At 74.0% G+C, this 20,072-nt stretch carries 15 protein-coding genes and 1 pseudogene; 14 read left to right on the top strand and 2 right to left on the bottom strand.

Annotated elements, in window-relative coordinates; translation table 11 throughout:
* Window position 1 precedes the first annotated feature (1 nt).
* Entirely contained in the window at window positions 2–1,330 is a 1,329-nt protein-coding gene (locus ABD774_RS05290; protein WP_345038465.1) for an aspartate aminotransferase family protein, read from the top strand.
* 7 nt (window positions 1,331–1,337) lie between these two features.
* Here the strand turns inward: ABD774_RS05290 and ABD774_RS05295 are convergent, their stop codons facing one another.
* Together ABD774_RS05295 and proC are read right to left on the bottom strand one after the other, a co-directional pair.
* The gene (locus ABD774_RS05295; RefSeq protein WP_345038467.1) at window positions 1,338–2,594 is read right to left on the bottom strand and encodes an endonuclease/exonuclease/phosphatase family protein; all 1,257 of its coding nucleotides are present in this window, start codon (window positions 2,592–2,594) and stop codon (window positions 1,338–1,340) included.
* Window positions 2,595–2,662: 68 nt separating this feature from the next.
* A complete protein-coding gene (gene proC / locus ABD774_RS05300; protein WP_345038469.1) occupies window positions 2,663–3,478 on the bottom strand; it encodes a pyrroline-5-carboxylate reductase in 816 nt (271 codons plus the stop codon).
* Window positions 3,479–3,731: 253 nt separating this feature from the next.
* Between proC and ABD774_RS05305 the strand changes: the two genes are divergently transcribed.
* From ABD774_RS05305 to ABD774_RS05365, 13 genes and pseudogenes are all read left to right on the top strand, one after another.
* Window positions 3,732–4,112, top strand: coding sequence for a putative quinol monooxygenase (locus ABD774_RS05305; RefSeq protein ID WP_345038472.1), 381 nt, complete (start codon window positions 3,732–3,734; stop codon window positions 4,110–4,112).
* 324 nt (window positions 4,113–4,436) lie between these two features.
* Window positions 4,437–7,709: an isoleucine--tRNA ligase gene (ileS, locus tag ABD774_RS05310; protein WP_345038474.1), complete on the top strand. Its 3,273-nt coding sequence runs from the start codon at window positions 4,437–4,439 to the stop codon at window positions 7,707–7,709.
* Window positions 7,706–9,340, top strand: a complete 1,635-nt coding sequence (locus tag ABD774_RS05315) for a bifunctional folylpolyglutamate synthase/dihydrofolate synthase (protein ID WP_345038476.1) — start codon at window positions 7,706–7,708, stop codon at window positions 9,338–9,340. Before ileS ends, ABD774_RS05315 begins: the two co-directional genes overlap by 4 nt.
* A gap of 95 nt (window positions 9,341–9,435) precedes the next feature.
* Window positions 9,436–10,437: a dihydroxyacetone kinase subunit DhaK gene (gene dhaK / locus ABD774_RS05320; RefSeq protein ID WP_345038479.1), complete on the top strand. Its 1,002-nt coding sequence runs from the start codon at window positions 9,436–9,438 to the stop codon at window positions 10,435–10,437.
* 17 nt (window positions 10,438–10,454) lie between these two features.
* On the top strand, window positions 10,455–11,093 hold the full coding sequence (gene dhaL / locus ABD774_RS05325) for a dihydroxyacetone kinase subunit DhaL (RefSeq protein ID WP_345038481.1): 639 nt from the start codon (window positions 10,455–10,457) through the stop codon (window positions 11,091–11,093).
* Window positions 11,090–11,881, top strand: a complete 792-nt coding sequence (gene dhaM / locus ABD774_RS05330; RefSeq protein WP_345038483.1) for a dihydroxyacetone kinase phosphoryl donor subunit DhaM — start codon at window positions 11,090–11,092, stop codon at window positions 11,879–11,881. Before dhaL ends, dhaM begins: the two co-directional genes overlap by 4 nt.
* Window positions 11,882–11,890: 9 nt before the next feature.
* On the top strand, window positions 11,891–12,457 hold the full coding sequence (locus tag ABD774_RS05335) for a DUF4233 domain-containing protein (protein ID WP_345038486.1): 567 nt from the start codon (window positions 11,891–11,893) through the stop codon (window positions 12,455–12,457).
* 11 nt (window positions 12,458–12,468) lie between these two features.
* A complete protein-coding gene (gene ndk / locus ABD774_RS05340; RefSeq protein ID WP_345038488.1) occupies window positions 12,469–12,900 on the top strand; it encodes a nucleoside-diphosphate kinase in 432 nt (143 codons plus the stop codon).
* 91 nt (window positions 12,901–12,991) lie between these two features.
* Window positions 12,992–16,554 (top strand): annotated as a pseudogene (gene smc / locus ABD774_RS05345) (chromosome segregation protein SMC).
* Window positions 16,555–16,630: 76 nt separating this feature from the next.
* Window positions 16,631–16,942, top strand: coding sequence for a hypothetical protein (locus tag ABD774_RS05350; RefSeq protein ID WP_345038490.1), 312 nt, complete (start codon window positions 16,631–16,633; stop codon window positions 16,940–16,942).
* Between the two features lie 46 nt (window positions 16,943–16,988).
* The gene (gene ftsY / locus ABD774_RS05355) at window positions 16,989–18,167 is read left to right on the top strand and encodes a signal recognition particle-docking protein FtsY (RefSeq protein ID WP_345038492.1); all 1,179 of its coding nucleotides are present in this window, start codon (window positions 16,989–16,991) and stop codon (window positions 18,165–18,167) included.
* 246 nt (window positions 18,168–18,413) lie between these two features.
* A complete protein-coding gene (locus ABD774_RS05360) occupies window positions 18,414–19,733 on the top strand; it encodes an ammonium transporter (RefSeq protein ID WP_345038494.1) in 1,320 nt (439 codons plus the stop codon).
* The gene (locus ABD774_RS05365) at window positions 19,730–20,068 is read left to right on the top strand and encodes a P-II family nitrogen regulator (RefSeq protein WP_248257369.1); all 339 of its coding nucleotides are present in this window, start codon (window positions 19,730–19,732) and stop codon (window positions 20,066–20,068) included. Before ABD774_RS05360 ends, ABD774_RS05365 begins: the two co-directional genes overlap by 4 nt.
* Window positions 20,069–20,072: the final 4 nt, after the last annotated feature.

The following is a 20,072-nucleotide window of genomic DNA, read 5'->3' on the forward strand; positions in this document are numbered from 1 at the left end:
CGTGACCGCACCGCAGAGCGTCCGGGCCGGACGCGCGCACGACCTCGACCGCGCCCACGTCTTCCACTCCTGGTCGGCGCAGGCGGCGCTGGACCCGATGACCATCGTCACCGGCCGCGGGTGCGAGGTGGTGGACGAGGAGGGCCGGTCCTACCTCGACTTCTCCTCCCAGCTGGTCAACCTCAACATCGGCCACCAGCACCCCAGGGTGGTCGCGGCGATCCGGGAGCAGGCGGAGCTGCTGACCACCGTGGCGCCCGTCTACGCGAACCTCGCCCGCGGCGAGGCGGCCGAGCGGATCCTCTCCCACGCGCCGGAGGGGTTCACCAAGGTCTTCTTCACCAACGGCGGCGCGGACGCCAACGAGAACGCCATCCGGATGGCCCGGCTGCACACCGGCCGGGACAAGGTGATCTCCTTCTACCGCTCCTACCACGGCAACACGGGAGCGGCGATCGTGGCCACCGGGGACTGGCGGCGCGTGCCCAACGAGTACGCACGCGGGCACGTGCACGTCTTCGGGCCGTTCCTCTACCGCTCGGAGTTCTGGGCGACCACCGAGGCCGAGGAGTGCGAGCGGGCCCTGCACCACCTCGAGCGGGTGATCCAGGCGGAGGGCCCGACCTCGGTCGCGGCGATCCTCATCGAGACCGTGGTGGGCACGGGCGGGATCCTCGTGCCCCCGCCGGGCTACCTCGCCGGTGTGCGCGCGACCGCGGACCGGTACGGGGTGGTGCTGATCCTCGACGAGGTGATGGCCGGCTTCGGGCGGACCGGCTCCTGGTTCGCGCTCGACCAGCACGACGTCGTGCCCCACCTCATCACCTTCGCCAAGGGCGTGAACTCGGGGTACGTCCCGGCCGGCGGGGTCGTCATCAGCGCCGAGATCGCCGAGACGTTCGACGACCGGGTCTTCCCCGGGGGCCTGACCTACTCCGGCCACCCGCTCGCCATGGCCTCGATCGTGGCGGCGCTCGACGCGATGGCGGAGGAGGGCGTCGTCGACAACGCCGCCCGCATCGGCACCGACGTGCTCGGCCCCGGGCTGCGGGCCCTGGCGGAGCGCCACCCGGTGGTGGGCGAGGTGCGCGGGACCGGGGTGTTCTGGGCGCTCGACCTGGTGCTGGACCGCGCGACCCGCGAGCCCGTGCCGGCCGCGGAGGTCGTGGCGATGCGGGCGGCGCTCGCGGCCCGGGGGCTGCTGGCCTTCGTCGCCGAGAACCGGATCCACGTGGTCCCGCCGTGCGTGGTCACCGACGAGGAGGTGGCGCGGGCGCTGGAGATCTACGACGAGGTGCTCGCCGAGGCCGAGGAGCGCCTGCTGGAGTGACGCGGGCTCAGTGCAGGCCGGGCACCCACAGGTCGACCCACACCGGCCGGTGGTCCGACGTGGGGAAGGGGTAGACGCCGGTGAGCTCGGAGCCGGGCTGGTCGGCCATCGGCCAGAACACCCGCGAGTCCCGCACGGGCAGGTTCTTCGACGGCAGGGCGTAGTCCACGCGGAGGTTGCCCGGCGCGTCGTCGGCGAAGTCGGCCGTGTCGAGCGCGGCGTCGCCCTCGTGCCGGTCGTTCGCGCCGCCCTGGACGGCCGCCGCCTCGACGGCTCCCATGGACTCCGGGCGCGGGTCGCGCACCCGCGGGTGGTGCAGCAGCTGGTCGATCGCGCCGGGGTAGGAGTCGCCGTCGACGGGGTCGGAGTTCTGGTCGCCCACGATCACGAACCGGCTGCCGGGCCGCAGCCCGCCGGTGGTGCCCTCGTCGTCGTAGATGTAGGCGCTGTCCCGTCGGCTTCCGACGTAGTCGGCCCAGAACCGGATCTCGTCGTGGTTGCGCAGGCCGTTGCGGTCCTCGGGCCCGTCGAACGTCGGCGGCGTGGGGTGCGAGGCGAGCACGTGGACCGTCGTGGCGCCGACCTCCACCGGGACGTCCCAGTGGGACTTGCTCGACAGCCGCAGCGTCTCCAGCTCCTCGGGGGTGTACCAGTCGGCCGGCGCGTCCGTCGCGGGGTCGTCCGGGAGCAGGGCCCCGGGCATGTCCTTCCACAGGAACTCCTGGAAGGTGCGGGCCCGCTCGGTGTCGATCGGGTAGCGCGAGAGCACCACCATGCCGTACTGCCCGGGGAACGCGCCGAAGCCGAACGCGTCGTCCGCGGTCCCGGTGCGCCCGTCGTTGTTGAGGTCGGAGCCGGAGTCCACGCCGGTGTTCACCGGCTGGGAGTACGCGTACGGGTACTCGATCGGCGCCTCGTCGTGCTGGCCGACCTCCAGGTACTGCTCCCGGAAGAGGTCGACCGCCTCGCCCTCGGCGTCGTGGTCGAACTCGTTAAGCAGGACGACGTCGGGACGGACGGTCTGCAGCACCTGGGCGACGGCCCTGGCCTGGGTGTCGTCCCCGCCGGCGAGGTCGGCGACGAGCTCGCCCTCGGCGGGTCGGTTGAGGGAGACGTTGTAGGTCGCGACCCGCAGCTGGGGCCGCTCGGCCCGGGTGCTCGCGCCGGGTCCGCCGTCGGCGGCCGCGGGCGCACCGAGCACCACCGCGCCGGCCACGGCCGTGGCCGCGGCGGCGAGTCCGCCGGTGAACCGCACTGCACGCATGCGACCACCGTAACAACGGCCGCGCCCGGCCGGAAGGGAATGTGGACCGCTACGGACGGGTGGTGGGGTCAGCCGGCCGCGATCTCGGCGTCCCGGTCCACGGCGGCCTGCACGCCGCGCACGACGGCGGCGGAGAAGCCGGCGTCCTCCAGCGCCACCGTGCCGGCGATCGTGGTGCCGCCGGGGGAGGAGACCATGTCCGCCAGCTGCGTCGGCGTCACCCCCCTCTCGAGGAGGGTGCGGGCCGTGCCGAGCACCGTCTGCGCGGCGATGCGCGTCGCCTGGGCCTTGGGCATCCCGTTGCGCACCGCCGCCCGGGCGAGGGCCTCGACGAAGTAGGCGGCGTAGGCCGGCGCGGAGCCGGCGATGGCGGCGTAGGCGGGGAAGAGCCGCTCGGGCAGCACGAGCGCGGAGCCGACCGTCTCGAAGAGGCCGACGACGGCGTCCACCTGGTCCTCGGTGGCGGCCGCGTTGCCGCACACGGCGGCCATGCCCGCCCCGACCATGGCGTTGACGTTGGGCATGACCCGCACGACGCTCTGCCCAGGGACGAGCATCTCTCCGAGCGTGTCCAGCGTGAGGCCGGCCGCGAGGGAGACCACCAGGGAGTCCTGCTCCGCGAGGGTGTCGGCGAGGGGCTCGAGCACCTCGGCGAACAGGTGCGGCTTGACCGCGACCACCACGACCCCGCCGGGCCCGGTGCGCTCGACCAGCTCGAGGTTGTCGGTCAGCGCGTCCACGCCGGTCTCGCGCGCCAGCGCCTGGGCGGAGCGACCGTGCGCGCTGGTCACCGCCAGGTCCTCCGGCGGCACCGTCCCCTCGGCGACGATGCCGCGCACGATCGCGCCGGCCATGTTCCCCGCACCGATGAACCCGACCCGCATGTCCCGCTCCTCCGCCTCGCCGACGTCTCCGACCGAAAGGGCCAGTATGTCGTCACGCGCGGCGCCGTCGCGCCCTCGGAGCTCTCGCGCAGGCACCACGCCCGACGCCCCTCGCCCGTGCCCGTGCCCGTGCAGGCTTTCGCCGCACTCCCGCCGGTCGTAACATCGAGCAGCCCCGTCAGGCCGGCGAGCAGTCACGACGTGAGGCAACGCCGCGCAGGCCTGCCTGGGGCGACACACGGTGGGAGCAGGAATGTCCGGGTCTGTCGTCTACGTCGACCGCTCCGAGATCGTCGAGGGGAAGCTCGAGGAGCTCAAGGCTGCGCTCCGTGAGCTGGCCGCGCTGGTCGAGGCCGAGGAGCCGGGGCTCGTCTCCTACCAGGTCTTCCTCGACGAGGACGAACGCCATGTCAGCGTCCTCCACGTCCACCGCGACGCGGACTCGCTGGCCCGCCATGCGGCGGTGGCCGGTCCGTCCTTCGCCTCCTTCGTCGGTCTTGTCGAGCTGAGTCGTATCGACCTCTACGGCGACGTCGGACCGGAGCTCGTGGAGCGCATGCGTGACAAGGCCAGGCTGCTGGGAACAGGGACGGTCGAGGTCCACCCGTTCCACGCCGGGTTTGCGAGGTTGTAGGCGGTGCGAGCGCTCCAGGGGCCCTCTTCCAGCACCGGCCGGGAACCGCGTTAGACTACGGACCACAGGCGTCGACCCGGCCATCACCGGCGAGCCTCCGGAAGAACAGGGCCCGGCGACGGACGTGCGTGCGGTCGGCGCCGGCCCCCAGTAGAACCGGACGGGAGGGCCCGTCACAGCCTGCTCGAGCGGTCACGCCCGCCGCCACGGCGGAGGGCGGGGCAAGCGAGGTGGTACCGCGGCAGCGAGGTGCCCGGCGAGAAGCCGGTCAGCGTCGCCGTCGTCCTCGCGGTTGTCTGTCCACCGCTTGACCGAGGAGCACCGTTGGCCGATCAGCCCCGCCGCTACCCCCTGCACCGCCCCGGTACCGAGGTGGTCGCATCCCCGAGCTTCCCCGCGCTGGAGCGCGAGGTGCTGAGCTACTGGGAGGGCGACGACACCTTCCAGGCGTCGATCGACAACCGCCCGGCCGGCGAGAACGGCGCCAACGAGTTCGTCTTCTACGACGGCCCACCCTTCGCCAACGGCCTGCCCCACTACGGGCACCTGCTGACCGGGTACGTCAAGGACGTCGTGGGCCGTTACCAGACCCAGGCCGGCCGCCGCGTGGAGCGCCGGTTCGGCTGGGACACCCACGGTCTTCCCGCCGAGCTCGAGGCGGAGCGCCAGCTCGGGATCAAGGACAAGTCCGAGATCGAGGCCATGGGCATCGAGGCCTTCAACGAGGCCTGCCGCGACTCGGTGCTGCGCTACACCGACGAGTGGCGCGAGTACGTCACCCGCCAGGCCCGCTGGGTCGACTTCGAGAACGACTACAAGACGCTCGACGTCACGTTCATGGAGTCGGTGATCTGGGCGTTCAAGCAGCTCTACGACAAGGGCCTGGCCTACGAGGGCTACCGCGTCCTGCCCTACTGCTGGCACGACCAGACGCCGCTGTCCAACCACGAGCTGAAGATGGACGACGACGTCTACCAGAACCGTCAGGACCCCTCGGTCACGGTCGGGCTGCGGCTGGAGTCCGGCGAGCTCGCCCTGATCTGGACCACGACGCCCTGGACCCTGCCGTCCAACCTCGCCGTCGCCGTCGGCCCGGACATCGACTACGTCACCGTCCGTCCCGCCGAGGGGCCGTTGGCGGGGGAGCGCGTCATCCTCGCGGCCGCGCGGCTCGGCGCCTACGCCCGCGAGCTGGGCGAGGAGCCCGAGGTGCTTGCCACCACCAGGGGCGCCGACCTGGCCGGGCTGCGCTACGCCCCCGTCTTCGACTACTTCGTGGGCAGCGACGTCCCGGGGCCGAACGGCTGGACCGTGCTGGTCGCCGACTACGTCACCACCGAGGACGGCACGGGCCTGGTCCACCAGGCGCCCGCCTTCGGCGAGGACGACATGGCCAACTGCGCCGCCGCCGGCATCGGCACCGTCGTCCCGGTCGACGACGGCGGCCGGTTCACCGCCGAGGTGCCCGACTACGCCGGGAGCCAGGTCTTCGAGGCGAACCGGGCGATCATCGCCGACCTCAAGAAGGGCACCGGCCCCCTGGCCCGCCGCCCCGAGGCCGAGCGCGCCGTCCTGGTCCGCCAGGAGACCTACGACCACCCGTACCCGCACTGCTGGCGCTGCCGGAACCCGCTGATCTACAAGGCTGTCTCGAGCTGGTTCGTGCGCGTGACCTCGTTCCGGGACCGCATGGTGGAGCTCAACCAGGAGATCACCTGGGTGCCCGAGCACATCAAGGACGGCCAGTTCGGGCACTGGCTCGCCGGCGCCCGCGACTGGTCCATCTCCCGCAACCGGTACTGGGGCACCCCGATCCCGGTGTGGGTCTCCGACGACCCCGCCCACCCGCGCATCGACGTCTACGGCTCGCTGGCCGAGCTGGAGCGTGACTTCGGTCGGCTGCCCCTGGACCGGGACGGCAACCCCAACCTCCACCGGCCCTTCATCGACGAGCTCACCCGGCCCAACCCTGACGACCCGACGGGGGCGTCCACGATGCGCCGGATCCCGGACGTGCTCGACGTCTGGTTCGACTCCGGGTCGATGCCCTACGCCCAGGTGCACTACCCGTTCGAGAACCGTGACTGGTTCGACCACCACTACCCGGGCGACTTCATCGTCGAGTACATCGGCCAGACGCGCGGCTGGTTCTACACGCTGCACGTGCTCGCCACCGCCCTGTTCGACCGGCCGGCGTTCCGCACCTCCGTCTCCCACGGGATCGTGCTCGGCTCCGACGGGCGCAAGATGAGCAAGTCGCTGCGCAACTACCCGGACGTCACGGAGGTCCTCGACCGCGACGGCTCGGACGCCATGCGCTGGTTCCTCATGGCCTCCCCGGTGCTGCGCGGCGGCAACCTCGTGGTGACCGAGGAGGGCATCCGCGAGAACGTCCGCCAGGTGCTCCTGCCGCTGTGGAACACCTGGTACTTCTTCGCCCTCTACGCCGGCACGCTCGACGACGGCGCGGGCTACCTCGCGCGACCGGTCGACCTCGACGACGCGGAGGCGGTGGCCTCCCTCGACGTCATGGACCGCTACCTGCTGGCCCGCACCCGCGACCTCGCCGCGAACGTGCGCGCCCAGCTGGACGTCTACGACATCCCGGGCGCCGCCCAGTCGGTGCGCGAGCACCTCGACGTGCTGACCAACTGGTACGTGCGCACCTCCCGCCAGCGGTTCTGGGACGAGGACCGGGGGGCCTTCGACACCCTGTACACCGCCCTCGAGGTCCTCACCCGGGTCATGGCGCCGCTGGCGCCCCTGGTCACCGAGGAGATCTGGCGCGGGCTGACGGGCGGGCGCAGCGTCCACCTCACCGACTGGCCGACGCTGCCGGAAGCCGTGGCCGACCCCGGGCTGGTGGCCGCCATGGACGCCGTACGTGACGTGGTCTCCACCACGCACGCGCTGCGCAAGGCCGCGAAGATCCGGGTGCGCCAGCCGCTGCGCACGCTCACCGTCGTCGCCGACGACCCCGCCGCGCTGCGGCCGTTCGCCGGCCTGGTCGCCTCCGAGGTCAACGTCAAGGACGTCGTGCTGATCAGCCCGGCCGAGTCCGACCTGCGACTGACCAGCGAGCTGAAGGTCCTCCCGCGCGAGCTCGACCCGGCCAAGCGGCGCCACACCCAGCAGATCTTCGCGGCCGCCCGCGAGGGGCGCTGGAGCGCGCCCGGGGCCGACGGCGTGATCGTCCTCGAGGGCGTCGAGCTCGACGGCGCCCCGCTCACCCTCGTGGCCGGCGAGTACGACCTCACCACCCGCATCGACCTCGGCGACCACGCCGGTGCCGACGCCGCGGCCGACGTGCTCGCGGACGGCGGCTTCGTGGTGCTCGACACCGCGGTCGACGACGAGCTCGCCGCCGAGGGCTACGCCCGCGACCTGGTCCGCCAGGTCCAGGACGAGCGCAAGGCCGCCGGTCTGTACGTGGCGGACCGCATCGCGCTGGCGCTCACCGTCCCCGCCGACAAGGTCGGCTGGGTCGAGGCCCACCGCGACCTCATCACCCACGAGACCCTCGCCCTGCAGCTCGACGTCGCCGCCGGCGACGGCGGGGCGCCGCAGGTCGCCGTCACGAAGCTGGAGGCACGATGACCGCTGGGACCGGGGGCACCGGGGGGACCGAGGGCCGACGCAGCCCCGAGGAGGCCGAGCGCGAGGCCCAGGAGCGCATCGCCTCCTTCATGGCCGAGGCCGACGCGCCCGAAGACGTGGAGCGGCGTGCCGCCGCCGAGGCCGAGGAGGACGAGCACGACGCCGGGCTGCGGGCCCTGCTGAGCTCGTCCCTCATCGCCGGGCCGGACCCGGAGGTGGCCGAGGAGGTCCTCACCGAGGGGGAGGACACCTCCCGGGAGGCGACGGACGCCGCCGCCGTGGCGCACGCCCGCGCCGAGGAGGAGGTCCGGCACATCTACGAGGCGATCCTGGCCCGGGCGCCGGAGCACGACGTCCAGCCCAGCCTGGACCGCGTGCGGGACGTCCTCGACCTGCTCGGCGACCCGCAGCGCGCCTACCCGGTCATCCACCTGACCGGTACCAACGGCAAGACCTCCACCGCCCGGATGATCGAGCGGCTGCTGCGCGAGAAGGGCCTGCGCACCGGCCGCTTCACCTCCCCGCACCTGCACACCGTCCGCGAGCGCATCGCCCTGGACGGCGAGCCCATCGCCCCGGAGGCGTTCGTCGCCACCTGGGAGGACGTCGCGCCCTACGTCGCCATGGTGGACGAGCGCTCGCAGGCCGCGGGCGGTCCGCGCCTGAGTTTCTTCGAGGTCTTCACCGTCATGGCCTACGCCGCGTTCGCCGACGCCCCGGTGGACGTCGCCGTCGTCGAGGTCGGCATGGGCGGGCGCTGGGACGCGACCAACGTCGCCGACGGCACCGTCGAGGTCCTCACCCGCGTCGAGCGCGACCACGAGCGCTGGCTGGGCCACGAGCTCACCCAGATCGCCGAGGAGAAGGTCGGCATCATCACCGACGGCTCCACCGTCGTCACCGCCGAGCAGCACGACGACGTCGAGTCCGTCGTCCTCCACGCGGCGGCGGCCCACGGGGCGCGGCTGCTGCGGGCCGGGACCGACCTCGGCGTCGTCGACCGTCAGGTCGGCGTCGGCGGGCAGATGGTCACTCTCCGCACGCCCGGCGGCGTCTACACGGACGTGTTCCTGCCGCTGCACGGCGCCTACCAGGCCGACAACGCCGCGCTCGCCCTGGCCGCGGTGGAGTCGTTCTTCGGGGGCGGCGCGCTCGACGCCGGCATCGTCGAGCAGGGCTTCGCGGGCGTCGACTCGCCCGGCCGCCTCGAGGTCGTCCGCCGCAGCCCCACGGTGCTCGTCGACGCCGCGCACAACCCGGCCGGCATCGAGGCCCTCCGCGCGGCCGTGGAGGAGGCGTTCGACTTCACCCACCTGGTCGGCGTCGTCGGCGTCATGGCCGACAAGGACGCCGAGGGCATCCTCGCCGGCCTCGAGCCGCTGCTCGCCGAGGTGGTGGTGACCCGCGCGCGCACCGACCGGGCCATGGACGTCGACGAGCTCGCCGAGGTCGCCCGCGACGTCTTCGGTGAGGACCGCGTGCACGTGGCCGAGCGCCTCGACGACGCCATCGACACCGCCGCCGGCCTCGCCGAGGCGGACACGGACGAGGTGGTCACCTCCACCGGGATCCTCGTGGCCGGCTCGGTCCTCCTGGCCGCGGACGCCCGGGCCCTGATGGGGAGGGCCTGAGCCGGCCAACTGACTGCCGCGCCCGACACCGAGGGGCCAAGATGGGGACGTGGTCCGGCATCGGACCGATCCCGGCTATTCGAAGGAGCACGTCGGTGAAGAAGCTCATCAACGATCCGCAGAACGTCGTGACGGAGTCCCTGCGCGGCTTCGGTCTCGCCCACCCCGACCTCGTCCGCGTCAACGAGGACCCGCTGTTCGTCTGCCGCGCGAGCGGGGCGGTCCGGGGCAAGGTCGGGCTGGTCTCGGGCGGCGGCAGCGGCCACGAGCCGCTGCACGCCGGGTACGTCGGGCTGGGCATGCTCGACGCCGCCGTCCCGGGCGCCGTGTTCACCTCCCCGACCCCCGAGCCGATCTTCGAGGCCACGAAGGCGGCCGACGGCGGGGCGGGCGTCCTGCACATCGTGAAGAACTACACCGGGGACGTGCTCAACTTCGAGACTGCCGCCGAGCTCGCCGAGGCGGAGGACATCCAGGTCCGCTCCGTCGTCGTCAACGACGACGTCGCGGTCGAGGACTCCCTCTACACCGCCGGCCGCCGGGGCGTGGCCGGCACGGTGCTGGTGGAGAAGATCGCCGGGGCCGCCGCCGAGCGCGGCGACGACCTGGACAAGGTCGTCGCGGTGGCCGAGAAGGTCAACGCCCAGGTGCGGTCGATGGGCGTGGCCCTGAGCGCGTGCACCGTCCCGCACGCCGGGAAGCCGTCCTTCGACCTCACCGAGGACGAGATCGAGATCGGCATCGGCATCCACGGCGAGCCGGGCCGGCACAAGATCCCCATGGCGGGCGCGAACGAGATCACCGAGCGCCTGCTGAACCCCGTGCTCGAGGACCTCAAGGTCGCCTCGGGGGAGAAGGTCCTGCTGTTCGTCAACGGCATGGGCGGCACCCCGCTGTCGGAGCTCTACCTCGTCTACGGCCACGCCCGCGAGGTCCTCGACGCCAGGGGCGTGGAGGTGACACGCTCGCTGGTCGGGAACTACATCACGGCCCTGGAGATGCAGGGCGCGTCCATCACCGTCCTGCGCCTCGACGACGAGCTCACCGAGCTCTGGGACGCACCGGTCAACACCCCCGCGCTGCGGCGCGGGGTGTAGGAGGAGGAAGAGAACGCATGACTGCCACCACCCTCGGCGCCGACTGGGCCCTCGACTGGATGGAGCGGGCCCGGGCCGTCGTCTCCGCGAACCGCATCGAGCTCATCGAGCTGGACCGCGCCATCGGCGACGGCGACCACGGCGAGAACATGGACCGCGGCTTCACCGCCGTCGCCGCGAAGCTCGCCGGGGTCACCCCGTCGGCGCCGGGAGAGGTGCTCAAGACCGTGGCGACCACCCTGATGTCCACGGTCGGCGGCGCCGCCGGCCCGCTGTACGGCACCGCCTTCCTGCGCGGGTCCAAGGCGGCCGACGGTGCCCTCGACGCCGGTGGGGTCGCCGCCGTCCTCGAGGCGGCCCTGGAGGGCATCCAGGCCCGCGGCAAGGCGGAGGCCGGGGAGAAGACCATGGTCGACGCGTGGCTGCCCGCCGCGCAGGCGGCACGGTCCGCCGCCGAGGAGGGCTCCGGGCCGGTCGAGGCGCTGCGGGCCGCCGCCGACGCCGCGGCCGCCGGGGCCGAGGCCACCGAGCCGATGGTCGCCCGCAAGGGGCGGGCGTCCTACCTCGGGGACCGCTCCGCCGGGCACCGCGACCCCGGCGCCCAGTCCTCCGCCCTGCTCCTGGCCGCGGCGGCCGAGGCGGCCGAGGCGCTGTGAGCGCTGCGCCCACGACCGCCCTGGTGATCGTCTCGCACTCCGCCCGGCTGGCCGAGGGCGTCGTCGAGGTGGCCTCGCAGATGGCCCCCGACGTCGCGCTGCGCGCCGCCGGCGGGACGGACGATGGCGGGATCGGCACGAGCTTCGACGCGGTCTCCTCCGCCGTCGCCGAGCTGCTCGGCTCCGACGGCGTCACCGGCGTCACCGTGCTGACAGACCTCGGCTCGGCCACCATGACGGCCGAGTCGGTGATCGAGAGCCTCGATGACGACGACGCCGCGCGGGTCACCCTGGCCGACGGCCCGCTCGTCGAGGGGGCCGTGGCCGGCGCGGTGGCCGCCCAGGGCGGCGCCGACCACGCCGCCGTCGCCCGGGTCGTGGCCGAGGCCGCCGGGAGCTTCGGCGCCGCGGCCGACGTCACCGTGCCCGCGGAGGGCGTCGCGGCGGCCGTGGGGGCAGCGGCGGACGGGGCGGAGACGCGTGCGGACGGCGCCGGCGGGGACGGTGCCGGCGGCGCCGGTGCGCTCAGCCGCACGTTCACACTCACCAACGAGGTCGGCCTGCACGCCCGGCCGGCCGCGCTGCTGGCCCGGCTCGTCGCCGGGTACGACGCGACGGTGGCCGTCAACGGCGTCGACGGCGCCAGCGTGCTCGCGCTGATGGGCCTGGGCCTGGAGAAGGGCGACGAGATGCTCGTCACGGCCTCCGGGCCGCAGGCCGCCGAGGCGCTGGACGGCGTCGCCGCGGCGGTCGCCGAGGGGTTCGGCGAGGGGCCGGGCGCTCGGTAGCCTGGCGGGGTGAGCACCCCGCACGAGACCGCCCCCGGCGCCGGCGCGCCGCAGACGCCCGAACCCGTCCGCCGGCCCGGTTCGGCGCGTCACCTGTTCGCCATGACGGTGCTCGTCAGCGAGCTCCTGGTGGTGCTCTTCGCCACGCTCGTCGCCCACGGGCTCGAGGTCGCCGACCGCGGTCTCGTCTGGGGCGTCGGCGGCGCCGCCATGGTGGCCTGCGCGGTAGCGGCCGGGCTGCTCCGCCGCGGGCGCGCCGGGTACGTGCTCGGCACGGCGGTGCAGGTCCTGCTCATCGTCTCCGGCCTGGTCGTGGCGACGATGTACGTGATCGGCGGTCTCTTCGCGATCCTGTGGGTCGTCTCCCTCCGGGTGGGCGGGCGCATCGACACCGAGCGCGAGGAGCGCTACCAGGCCGAGGTCGCCCACCGGGCGGCCGCCGGCGGTCCCACGGCCGGTCCCACGGCCGGTCCCGCGGGCGGGCCCACGGCCGGTCCCACGGCCGGTCCCGCGGGCGGGCCCACGGCCGGCCCCGGGGGCGGCCCGGTGGACGGAACGAGCGCCGCGGACCGGTAACGTGCCTTCCCGTGAGCACTACCCAGCCTGAGCGCACCCTCGTCCTGATCAAGCCCGACGGCGTCGCCCGTCGCCTCACCGGGGAGGTGCTGCGCCGCGTCGAGGCGAAGGGCTACAGCATCGTCGCGCTCGAGCAGCGCACCGTCGGTGCGGACCTGCTGCGCGAGCACTACGCCGAGCACGAGGGCAAGCCGTTCTTCGCCCCGCTCGTCGAGTTCATGAGCTCCGGGCCGGTCGTCGCCGCCGTCGTCGAGGGGCACCGTTCCATCGAGGGCTTCCGCGCCCTCGCCGGGGCCACCGACCCCACCACCGCGGCCCCGGGCACCATCCGCGGGGACCTCGGCCGCGACTGGGGCACCGCCGTCGTGCAGAACATCGTCCACGGCTCCGACTCCCCGGAGTCTGCCGCCCGCGAGATCGGCCTGTGGTTCCCCGCACTCTGACCTCCGGGTGCGCCGGGCGGTGCGCCGAGGGCGCGCCGCCCGGTCCACAGGCTCCCGGCGCCGCCGGGGTGTTGGCAATAGGCTGCCGCGCGTGCACCTGAAGACGCTGACGCTGCGAGGGTTCAAGTCCTTCGCGTCCGCGACGACGCTGCACCTCGAGCCGGGGATCACCTGCGTCGTCGGCCCGAACGGCTCCGGGAAGTCCAACGTCGTCGACGCGCTCGCCTGGGTGATGGGCGAGCAGGGCGCGAAGACCCTGCGCGGCGGGTCGATGTCCGACGTCATCTTCGCCGGGACCTCCTCGCGCGCCCCGCTGGGACGCGCGGAGGTCTCCCTCACGATCGACAACACCGACGGGTTGCTGCCGATCGAGTACACCGAGGTGACGATCTCGCGCACCCTCTTCCGCTCCGGCGGCTCCGAGTACGCGATCAACGGCACCTCCTGCCGGCTCCTCGACATCCAGGAGCTGCTCTCGGACACCGGCCTGGGCCGGGAGATGCACGTCATCGTCGGGCAGGGGCGCCTCGACTCGGTCCTGCAGGCCACGCCCGAGGACCGCCGCGGCTTCATCGAGGAGGCCGCGGGCGTCCTCAAGCACCGCCGCCGCAAGGAGAAGGCCCTGCGCAAGCTCGAGGCGATGGCCGCGAACCTCGCCCGGGTGACCGACCTCTCCGCCGAGATCCGCCGCCAGCTCGGGCCGCTCGCCAGGCAGGCGGACGTCGCCCGGCGCGCCCAGGTGGTCCAGGCCGACCTGCGCGACGCGCGCGCCCGGCTCCTGGCCGACGACCTCGTCCAGCTCACCGCGACCCTCGCTCAGGAGGTGGCCGACGAGACCGCGCTGCGCAAGCGGCGCGAGGCCGTCGAGGCCGCCCAGGAGGAGGCGCGCGAACGGCTCACCGCGCTCGAGCAGGCCGCCGCGGCCGCCGCGCCCCGGCTCGGGCAGGCCACCGACGTCTGGTACCGGCTCTCCGGCCTTCGTGAGCGCCTGCGGTCCCTGCAGAGCGTCGCCACCGAACGCTGCCGCCTTCTCGGCTCCCCGACGGCGGAGCCCGTCCGGGGCGGCAGGGACCCGGACGAACTGGAGACGAAGGCTGCCGCGGTGCGCGAGCAGGAGGACGCGCTGCGCACCGAGCTCGACGCCGCCCGGACGACCCTCGAGGCCGCGGTCGCGGAGCGCACCACGGCGGAGGAGACCGAGCGCGACTCCGAGCGGGCGCTGGCCGCCGTCCACCGCGGCGTGGCCGACCGCCGCGAGGGGCTGGCCCGGCTGACCGGCCAGGTGGGCGCCCGGCGTTCCCGCCTGGAGGCCGCCGAGGCGGAGCTGGGCCGGCTGCGCGAGTCCCTCGCCGCCGCGGAGGAACGGGCGCGGACGGCCCAGGCCGAGTTCGCCGCGCTCGAGCAGCAGGTGGCCGGCGCCGAGGAGGGCGAGGAGAACCTCGACGAGGCCCACGAGGCGGCCACCGCCGCCCTCGAGGACGCCGAGCGCGAGGTGGCGGAGCTCGTCGACGCCGAGCGGGCGGCGCAGGCCGACCGCGCCACCTGGACCGCCCGCAGCGAGACCTTCGAGCTCTCGCTGCGCCGCAAGGACGGCACCGGCGCGCTGCTCGCCGCCGGGCTGGCCGGCGTGCTCGGGACGGTGCCCGAGCACCTGAGCGTCGAGCCCGGCTGGGAGAACGCCGTCGCCGCCGCCCTCGGCGCCGCGGCGGACGCCGCCGTGGTGGAGTCCGTCGACGTCGCCGTCGACGCCGTGCGCCACGTCCGCGAGAGCGACGCCGGCCAGGTCCGCCTCGTCGTCGCCGCGAGCGCCCCGGCCGACGCCGGTGCCCGGCCGCCCGCGCCCGCCGCTTCCCGCTGGGCGCTGGACCTGCTCACCTCCGCCGACGACGAGCTGCGGCCGGCGCTGGCACGCCTGCTCGCCGGTGTGGTGGCCGTCGAGGACCTCGCCGAGGCCCGCTCCGTCCTCGCCGCCGAGCCGTCGCTCACCGCCGTCACCCGGGCTGGGGACGTGCTCTCCGGGGTCGTGGCCCACGGCGGCGCCCCCGGCGCCCCCAGCGTCCTGGAGCTGCACGCCGCGCACGAGGAGGCCGTCGCCGAGGTCGAGGCCGCCACTGCCCGGCACGAGCAGGCGCGGTTCGCGCTCGGCCCCGCGCGGGAGCGGGTGGAGAGCGCCCGGGCGCAGGTCCGGGCGACGCTGGACGACCTGCACGCCTCCGACGCCCGCCTCGCCGCCGTCGCCGAGCAGCTCGGCCGGCTCGGCTCGACCCTGCGCAACGCCCAGGCGGAGGCGGACCGGGCGCGACCCGCGATCGAGCGGGCCGAGGCCGAGATCGCGGAGCACGCGGGCGAGCTGAAGACCCTGTCCGAGCGGCTCGAGATCGCCCGCCGCGAGCCCGCCCAGGCGGAGGCGGACCTCGCCGGCGCCACCCAGGCCCGCGACCGCGCCACCGAGGTCGCCCGCGCGGCGCGCACCCGCGAGACGGACGCGCGCCTGGCCCTGCGCACCCTGGAGGAGCAGGCGAAGGGCCTCGCCGGCCGCGCCGCGTCCCTGGCCGCCGCCGCCCGTGAGGAGCGCGCCGCGCCGCCGAGCGGGAGGCCCGCCGGGCCGCGCAGGTCGCCGTCGCCGCCGAGGTCCTCGACGGCGCCGCCCGGGCGGCCGCCGCCATCGACCGATCCGTCGCCGCCGCGGAGGCGGAGCGGGAACGGGCCGAGGAGGAACGCACCGAGCGCGAGCGCGCCATCGCCGGCGTCCGGGCCGAGCTCGAGGAGATCGGCGCCGAGCTCGCGGCCCTCACCGACGTCGCGCACCGCGACGAGGTGGCCCGCGCGGAGCAGCGCCTGCGCATCACCCAGCTGGAGGAGAAGGCCGTCGCCGAGCTCGGTCTCGACCCCCAGGTGCTCGTGGACGAGTTCGGGCCCGACCGGCCGGTCCCCTCCACGGCGCCGGTGCCGGAGGGGGAGGAGCCTGCGCCGCCCAGGCCGTACGTGCGCGAGGAGCAGGAGAAGCGGCTGCGCACCGCCGAGCGTGACCTCGCCCGCCTCGGCAAGGTCAACCCGCTCGCCCTGGAGGAGCACGCGGCGCTGGCCGAGCGGCACAAGTTCCTCACCGATCAGCTCGCCGACCTGAAGAAGTCCCGCGCCGACCTGATGGAGATCGTCCGGGAGGTCGACGAGCGCGTCGAGCGCGTCTTCTCCGAGGCGTTCGCGGACACCGCGCGGCAGTTCGAGCAGGTCTTCCCGCGGCTGTTCCCGGGCGGCGAGGGCCGCCTCGTCCTGACGGACCCCGAGAACATGCTCACCACCGGCATCGAGATCGAGGCCCGGCCCGCCGGCAAGAAGGTCAAGCGGCTGTCGCTGCTCTCCGGCGGGGAGCGCTCGCTCACGGCGGTGGCGCTGCTCGTCTCGATCTTCAAGGCCCGCCCCAGCCCGTTCTACGTGATGGACGAGGTCGAGGCGGCGCTCGACGACGTCAACCTCGGCCGCCTCCTGGAGATCTTCACGGAGCTGCGCGACAGCTCCCAGCTCATCGTCATCACCCACCAGAAGCGGACCATGGAGGTCGCCGACGCCCTCTACGGGGTGACGATGCGTGGCGACGGCGTGACCACGGTGATCTCCCAGCGCCTGGAGCGCGAGCCCGAGCCCGCCGCGTGAGGAACCTCACCGGTGAGACGCCGCGCGGGGGCACCCGCCGCGCTGCGGCCGACGGGTGCGCCTGCATACTGGAGATATGACCGGAGCTTTCGTCGGAGGCCTTCTCGCCGTCCTGTGCGCGCTGCTCGTGCTCCTCGCGCTGCTCGCCGCGCGCCGGCCCGAGAACGGGTGGGCCGCCTGGCTGCGGGAGGCCGTCGACGCCTGGCGCTCCGACGAGCTCCGGCGGGAGCACCTCAAGGTGCGCCGGTCGGAGGTGCGTGACACGCCCGTGGAGGACATCTTCAGCCTCGGCGCGCCGGAGGACGTCCCGGCGTACGCGCGCCCCGAGGAGCTCGTCGCCCGCCTGGGCGAGGTACGGGGCCGCGCGAGGAACCTGACCCGCCGCTGACCCCGGCCGGTCGCAGCGGCGCGGCCGCGTGGGCCAGACTGGGTCCGTGACCGACCTGACCTGGATCCTCATCGCCGTCGCCGCCGTCGTCGTCATCGCCCTGGTGATCGGCGCCACGGCGCTGACCAGCGGCCGCCGTCGCCGCGGCCCCTCAGCCCCCCTGCCGCCGACCGACGTCAGCCCCTACGACGTCGACCAGCCCCCGGCCGCGGGCGCGACCGCCACGGCCACCGCCCCGCCCCCGGCCGAGACCGAGACGGCGCCGCCCGCGCCCACCCTGGAGCGGCCCGAGCCCGTCGGCACCCGCATGCAGCGGCTGCGCGCGCGCCTCGCCGGGTCGGGTCGGATGGGCCAGACCCTGCTGTCCATCCTCTCCCGGGGCGATCTCACCGAGAGCGACTGGGAGGAGATCGAGGAGACCTTGCTCCTCGCCGACGTCGGCATCGGTCCGACGACGGAGCTGATGGACACCCTCCGCACCCGCACCAAGGTGCTCGGCACCACCGACGCGGAGACCGTCCGCGGCGTGCTCCGCGAGGAGCTCGTCAAGCTGGTCGACCCGGACATGGACCGCTCGCTGCACCTGGGGCCGGTCGTCGGCGACGACGGCGAGCTGCACCCCGCCACCATCCTGGTCGTCGGGGTGAACGGCACCGGGAAGACCACCACGGTCGGCAAGCTCGCGCGCGTCCTCGTCGCCGAGGACCACGACGTCGTCCTCGGTGCGGCCGACACCTTCCGCGCCGCCGCGGCGGACCAGCTCAGCACCTGGGGCGCCCGTGTCGGCGTCGAGGTGGTCCGGTCCGACCGTGAGGGCGCCGACCCCGCCGCCGTCGCCTTCGACGCCGTCAGGCACGGCCGCGAGATCGGTGCAGACGTCGTCATGGTGGACACCGCCGGCCGCCTGCAGAACAAGGCCGGCCTGATGGACGAGCTCGGCAAGATCAAGCGCGTGATGTCCCGGCAGGCTCCGGTGCGCGAGGTGCTCCTCGTCCTCGACGCCACCACCGGTCAGAACGGCATGCGCCAGGCCCAGGTCTTCGCCGAGGTCGTCGACGTCACCGGCATCGTCCTGACCAAGCTGGACGGCACCGCCAAGGGCGGGATCGTCGTCGCGGTCCAGCGCGAGCTCGGGGTGCCCGTGAAGTTCGTCGGGCTCGGCGAGGGGCCGGACGACCTGGCCCCCTTCGTCGCCGAGGAGTTCGTGGACGCGCTGCTGTCCTGACCTCCCTCGTCGCCGGGGAGATGTCATCTCCTTGGTCAGATGTCATCTCCCCGGCGACGCAGGTCGTGACATCTCGCCGGGAAGACGACATCTCGTGAGCCTGAGAGGACGCCGGGGCGCCCGCAACCTAAATGTCACGCACGCGGCCGTCTTGTCACGTGACGGAAACATCCGGGAACGTCCCTCGTAACGTGCGCGCAGGACCGTGGTACCCGGCCAGCCGATCGAGCTGGCGAGGGAGGAACCATGGAGCTGGATACCGGAGCGACCGCCTGGATGCTGATCTCAGCGTCCCTCGTGCTCCTGATGACCCCCGGGCTGGCGCTGTTCTACGGCGGCATGACCCGGTCGAAGTCCGTGCTGAACATGATGATGATGTCCTTCGGGGCCATGGCCGTCATCGCCGTCGTCTACGTCCTGTGGGGCTGGTCGATGTCCTACGGCAGCTCGGTCGGCGGGATCTTCGGCAACCCGTTCGACCAGTTCGGGCTCTCGGGCGCGATCTACGACGGTGCGGGCGCCTTCCTGATCGACGACTACGGCGTCCCGGGCATCGTGGGGGTCGCCTTCCAGTCGACCTTCGCCATCATCACCACGGCGCTGATCTCCGGCGCCATCGCCGACCGCACCCGCTTCTCGACCTGGATGGTCTTCGTCGCCCTGTGGGTCACGCTGTCCTACTTCCCCATGGCGCACATGGTCTGGGGCGGCGGCCTGCTCAGCGGTGACGGCCCCTTCGCGTCGATCGCGACGCCGATCGACTTCGCGGGCGGCACCGTGGTGCACATCAACGCCGGTGTCGCGGGCCTGGTGCTGGCCCTGATCATCGGCAGGCGCAAGGGCTTCGGCGCCGTGCCGATGAAGCCCCACAGCCTCCCGCTGACCATGCTGGGTGCCGCCCTGCTGTGGTTCGGCTGGTTCGGCTTCAACGCCGGCTCGGCCTTCACGGCCGACGGCGTCGCCGGGCTGGCGTGGGTCAACACCACCACCGCCACGGCCGCGGCCGTCCTGGGCTGGCTCGCCACGGAGAAGCTCCGCGACGGGCACGCGACCTCGCTGGGGGCGGCCTCGGGCGTCGTCGCCGGCCTGGTGGCCATCACCCCGGCCGCCGGCGCGCTGAGCCCGGTCGGCTCGATCCTGCTCGGCGCGATCGCCGGCGCCCTGTGCGCCCTCGCCGTCGGGCTGAAGTACCGGCTCGGCTACGACGACTCGCTCGACGTGGTCGGCGTCCACCTCGTCGGCGGCCTCGTCGGCACCGTGGGCATCGGCTTCCTGGCCACCGAGACGGGCCTGTTCTACGGCGGCGGCGCGAGCCAGCTGGCCGTGCAGGTGATCATCGCCGTCGTCGCCATGATCTTTTCCGGCGTGATCACCGCCGTCATCGGACTCGCGCTGAAGGCTGTCATGGGCTGGCGCGTGAGCGAAGATGTGGAGGTGAACGGCATCGACCAGGCCGAGCACGGTGAGTCCGCCTACGAGGCCCTCGGGGTGGGACGGTTCAGCACGGACACCAGCGCAGGTGCACCCGCACCGGTGCGGCGGTCCACGACGGAGGCACACGCATGAAGCTCGTGACAGCGATCGTCCAGCCGCACCGGCTCGACGACGTCAAGAAGGCGCTCGAGGCGGCCGGGGTCCACGGCATGACCGTGTCCGAGGCGAACGGCTACGGCCGGCAGCACGGACACACGGAGGTCTACCGGGGCGCCGAGTACACGATCGAGCTGGTGCCGAAGGTGCGGGTGGAGGTCGTCGTCGACGACTACGACGCGCCGGCGGTGGTCGACGCCGTCGTCGGGGCGGCCCAGTCCGGGCGGATCGGCGACGGCAAGGTCTGGACCGTGCCGGTCGAGGACGTCGTCCGCGTCCGCACCGGCGAGCGCGGCGCCGACGCCCTGTAGCGCC

The organism is Georgenia daeguensis (assembly GCF_039537705.1).
GTDB lineage: Bacteria > Actinomycetota > Actinomycetes > Actinomycetales > Actinomycetaceae > Georgenia > Georgenia daeguensis.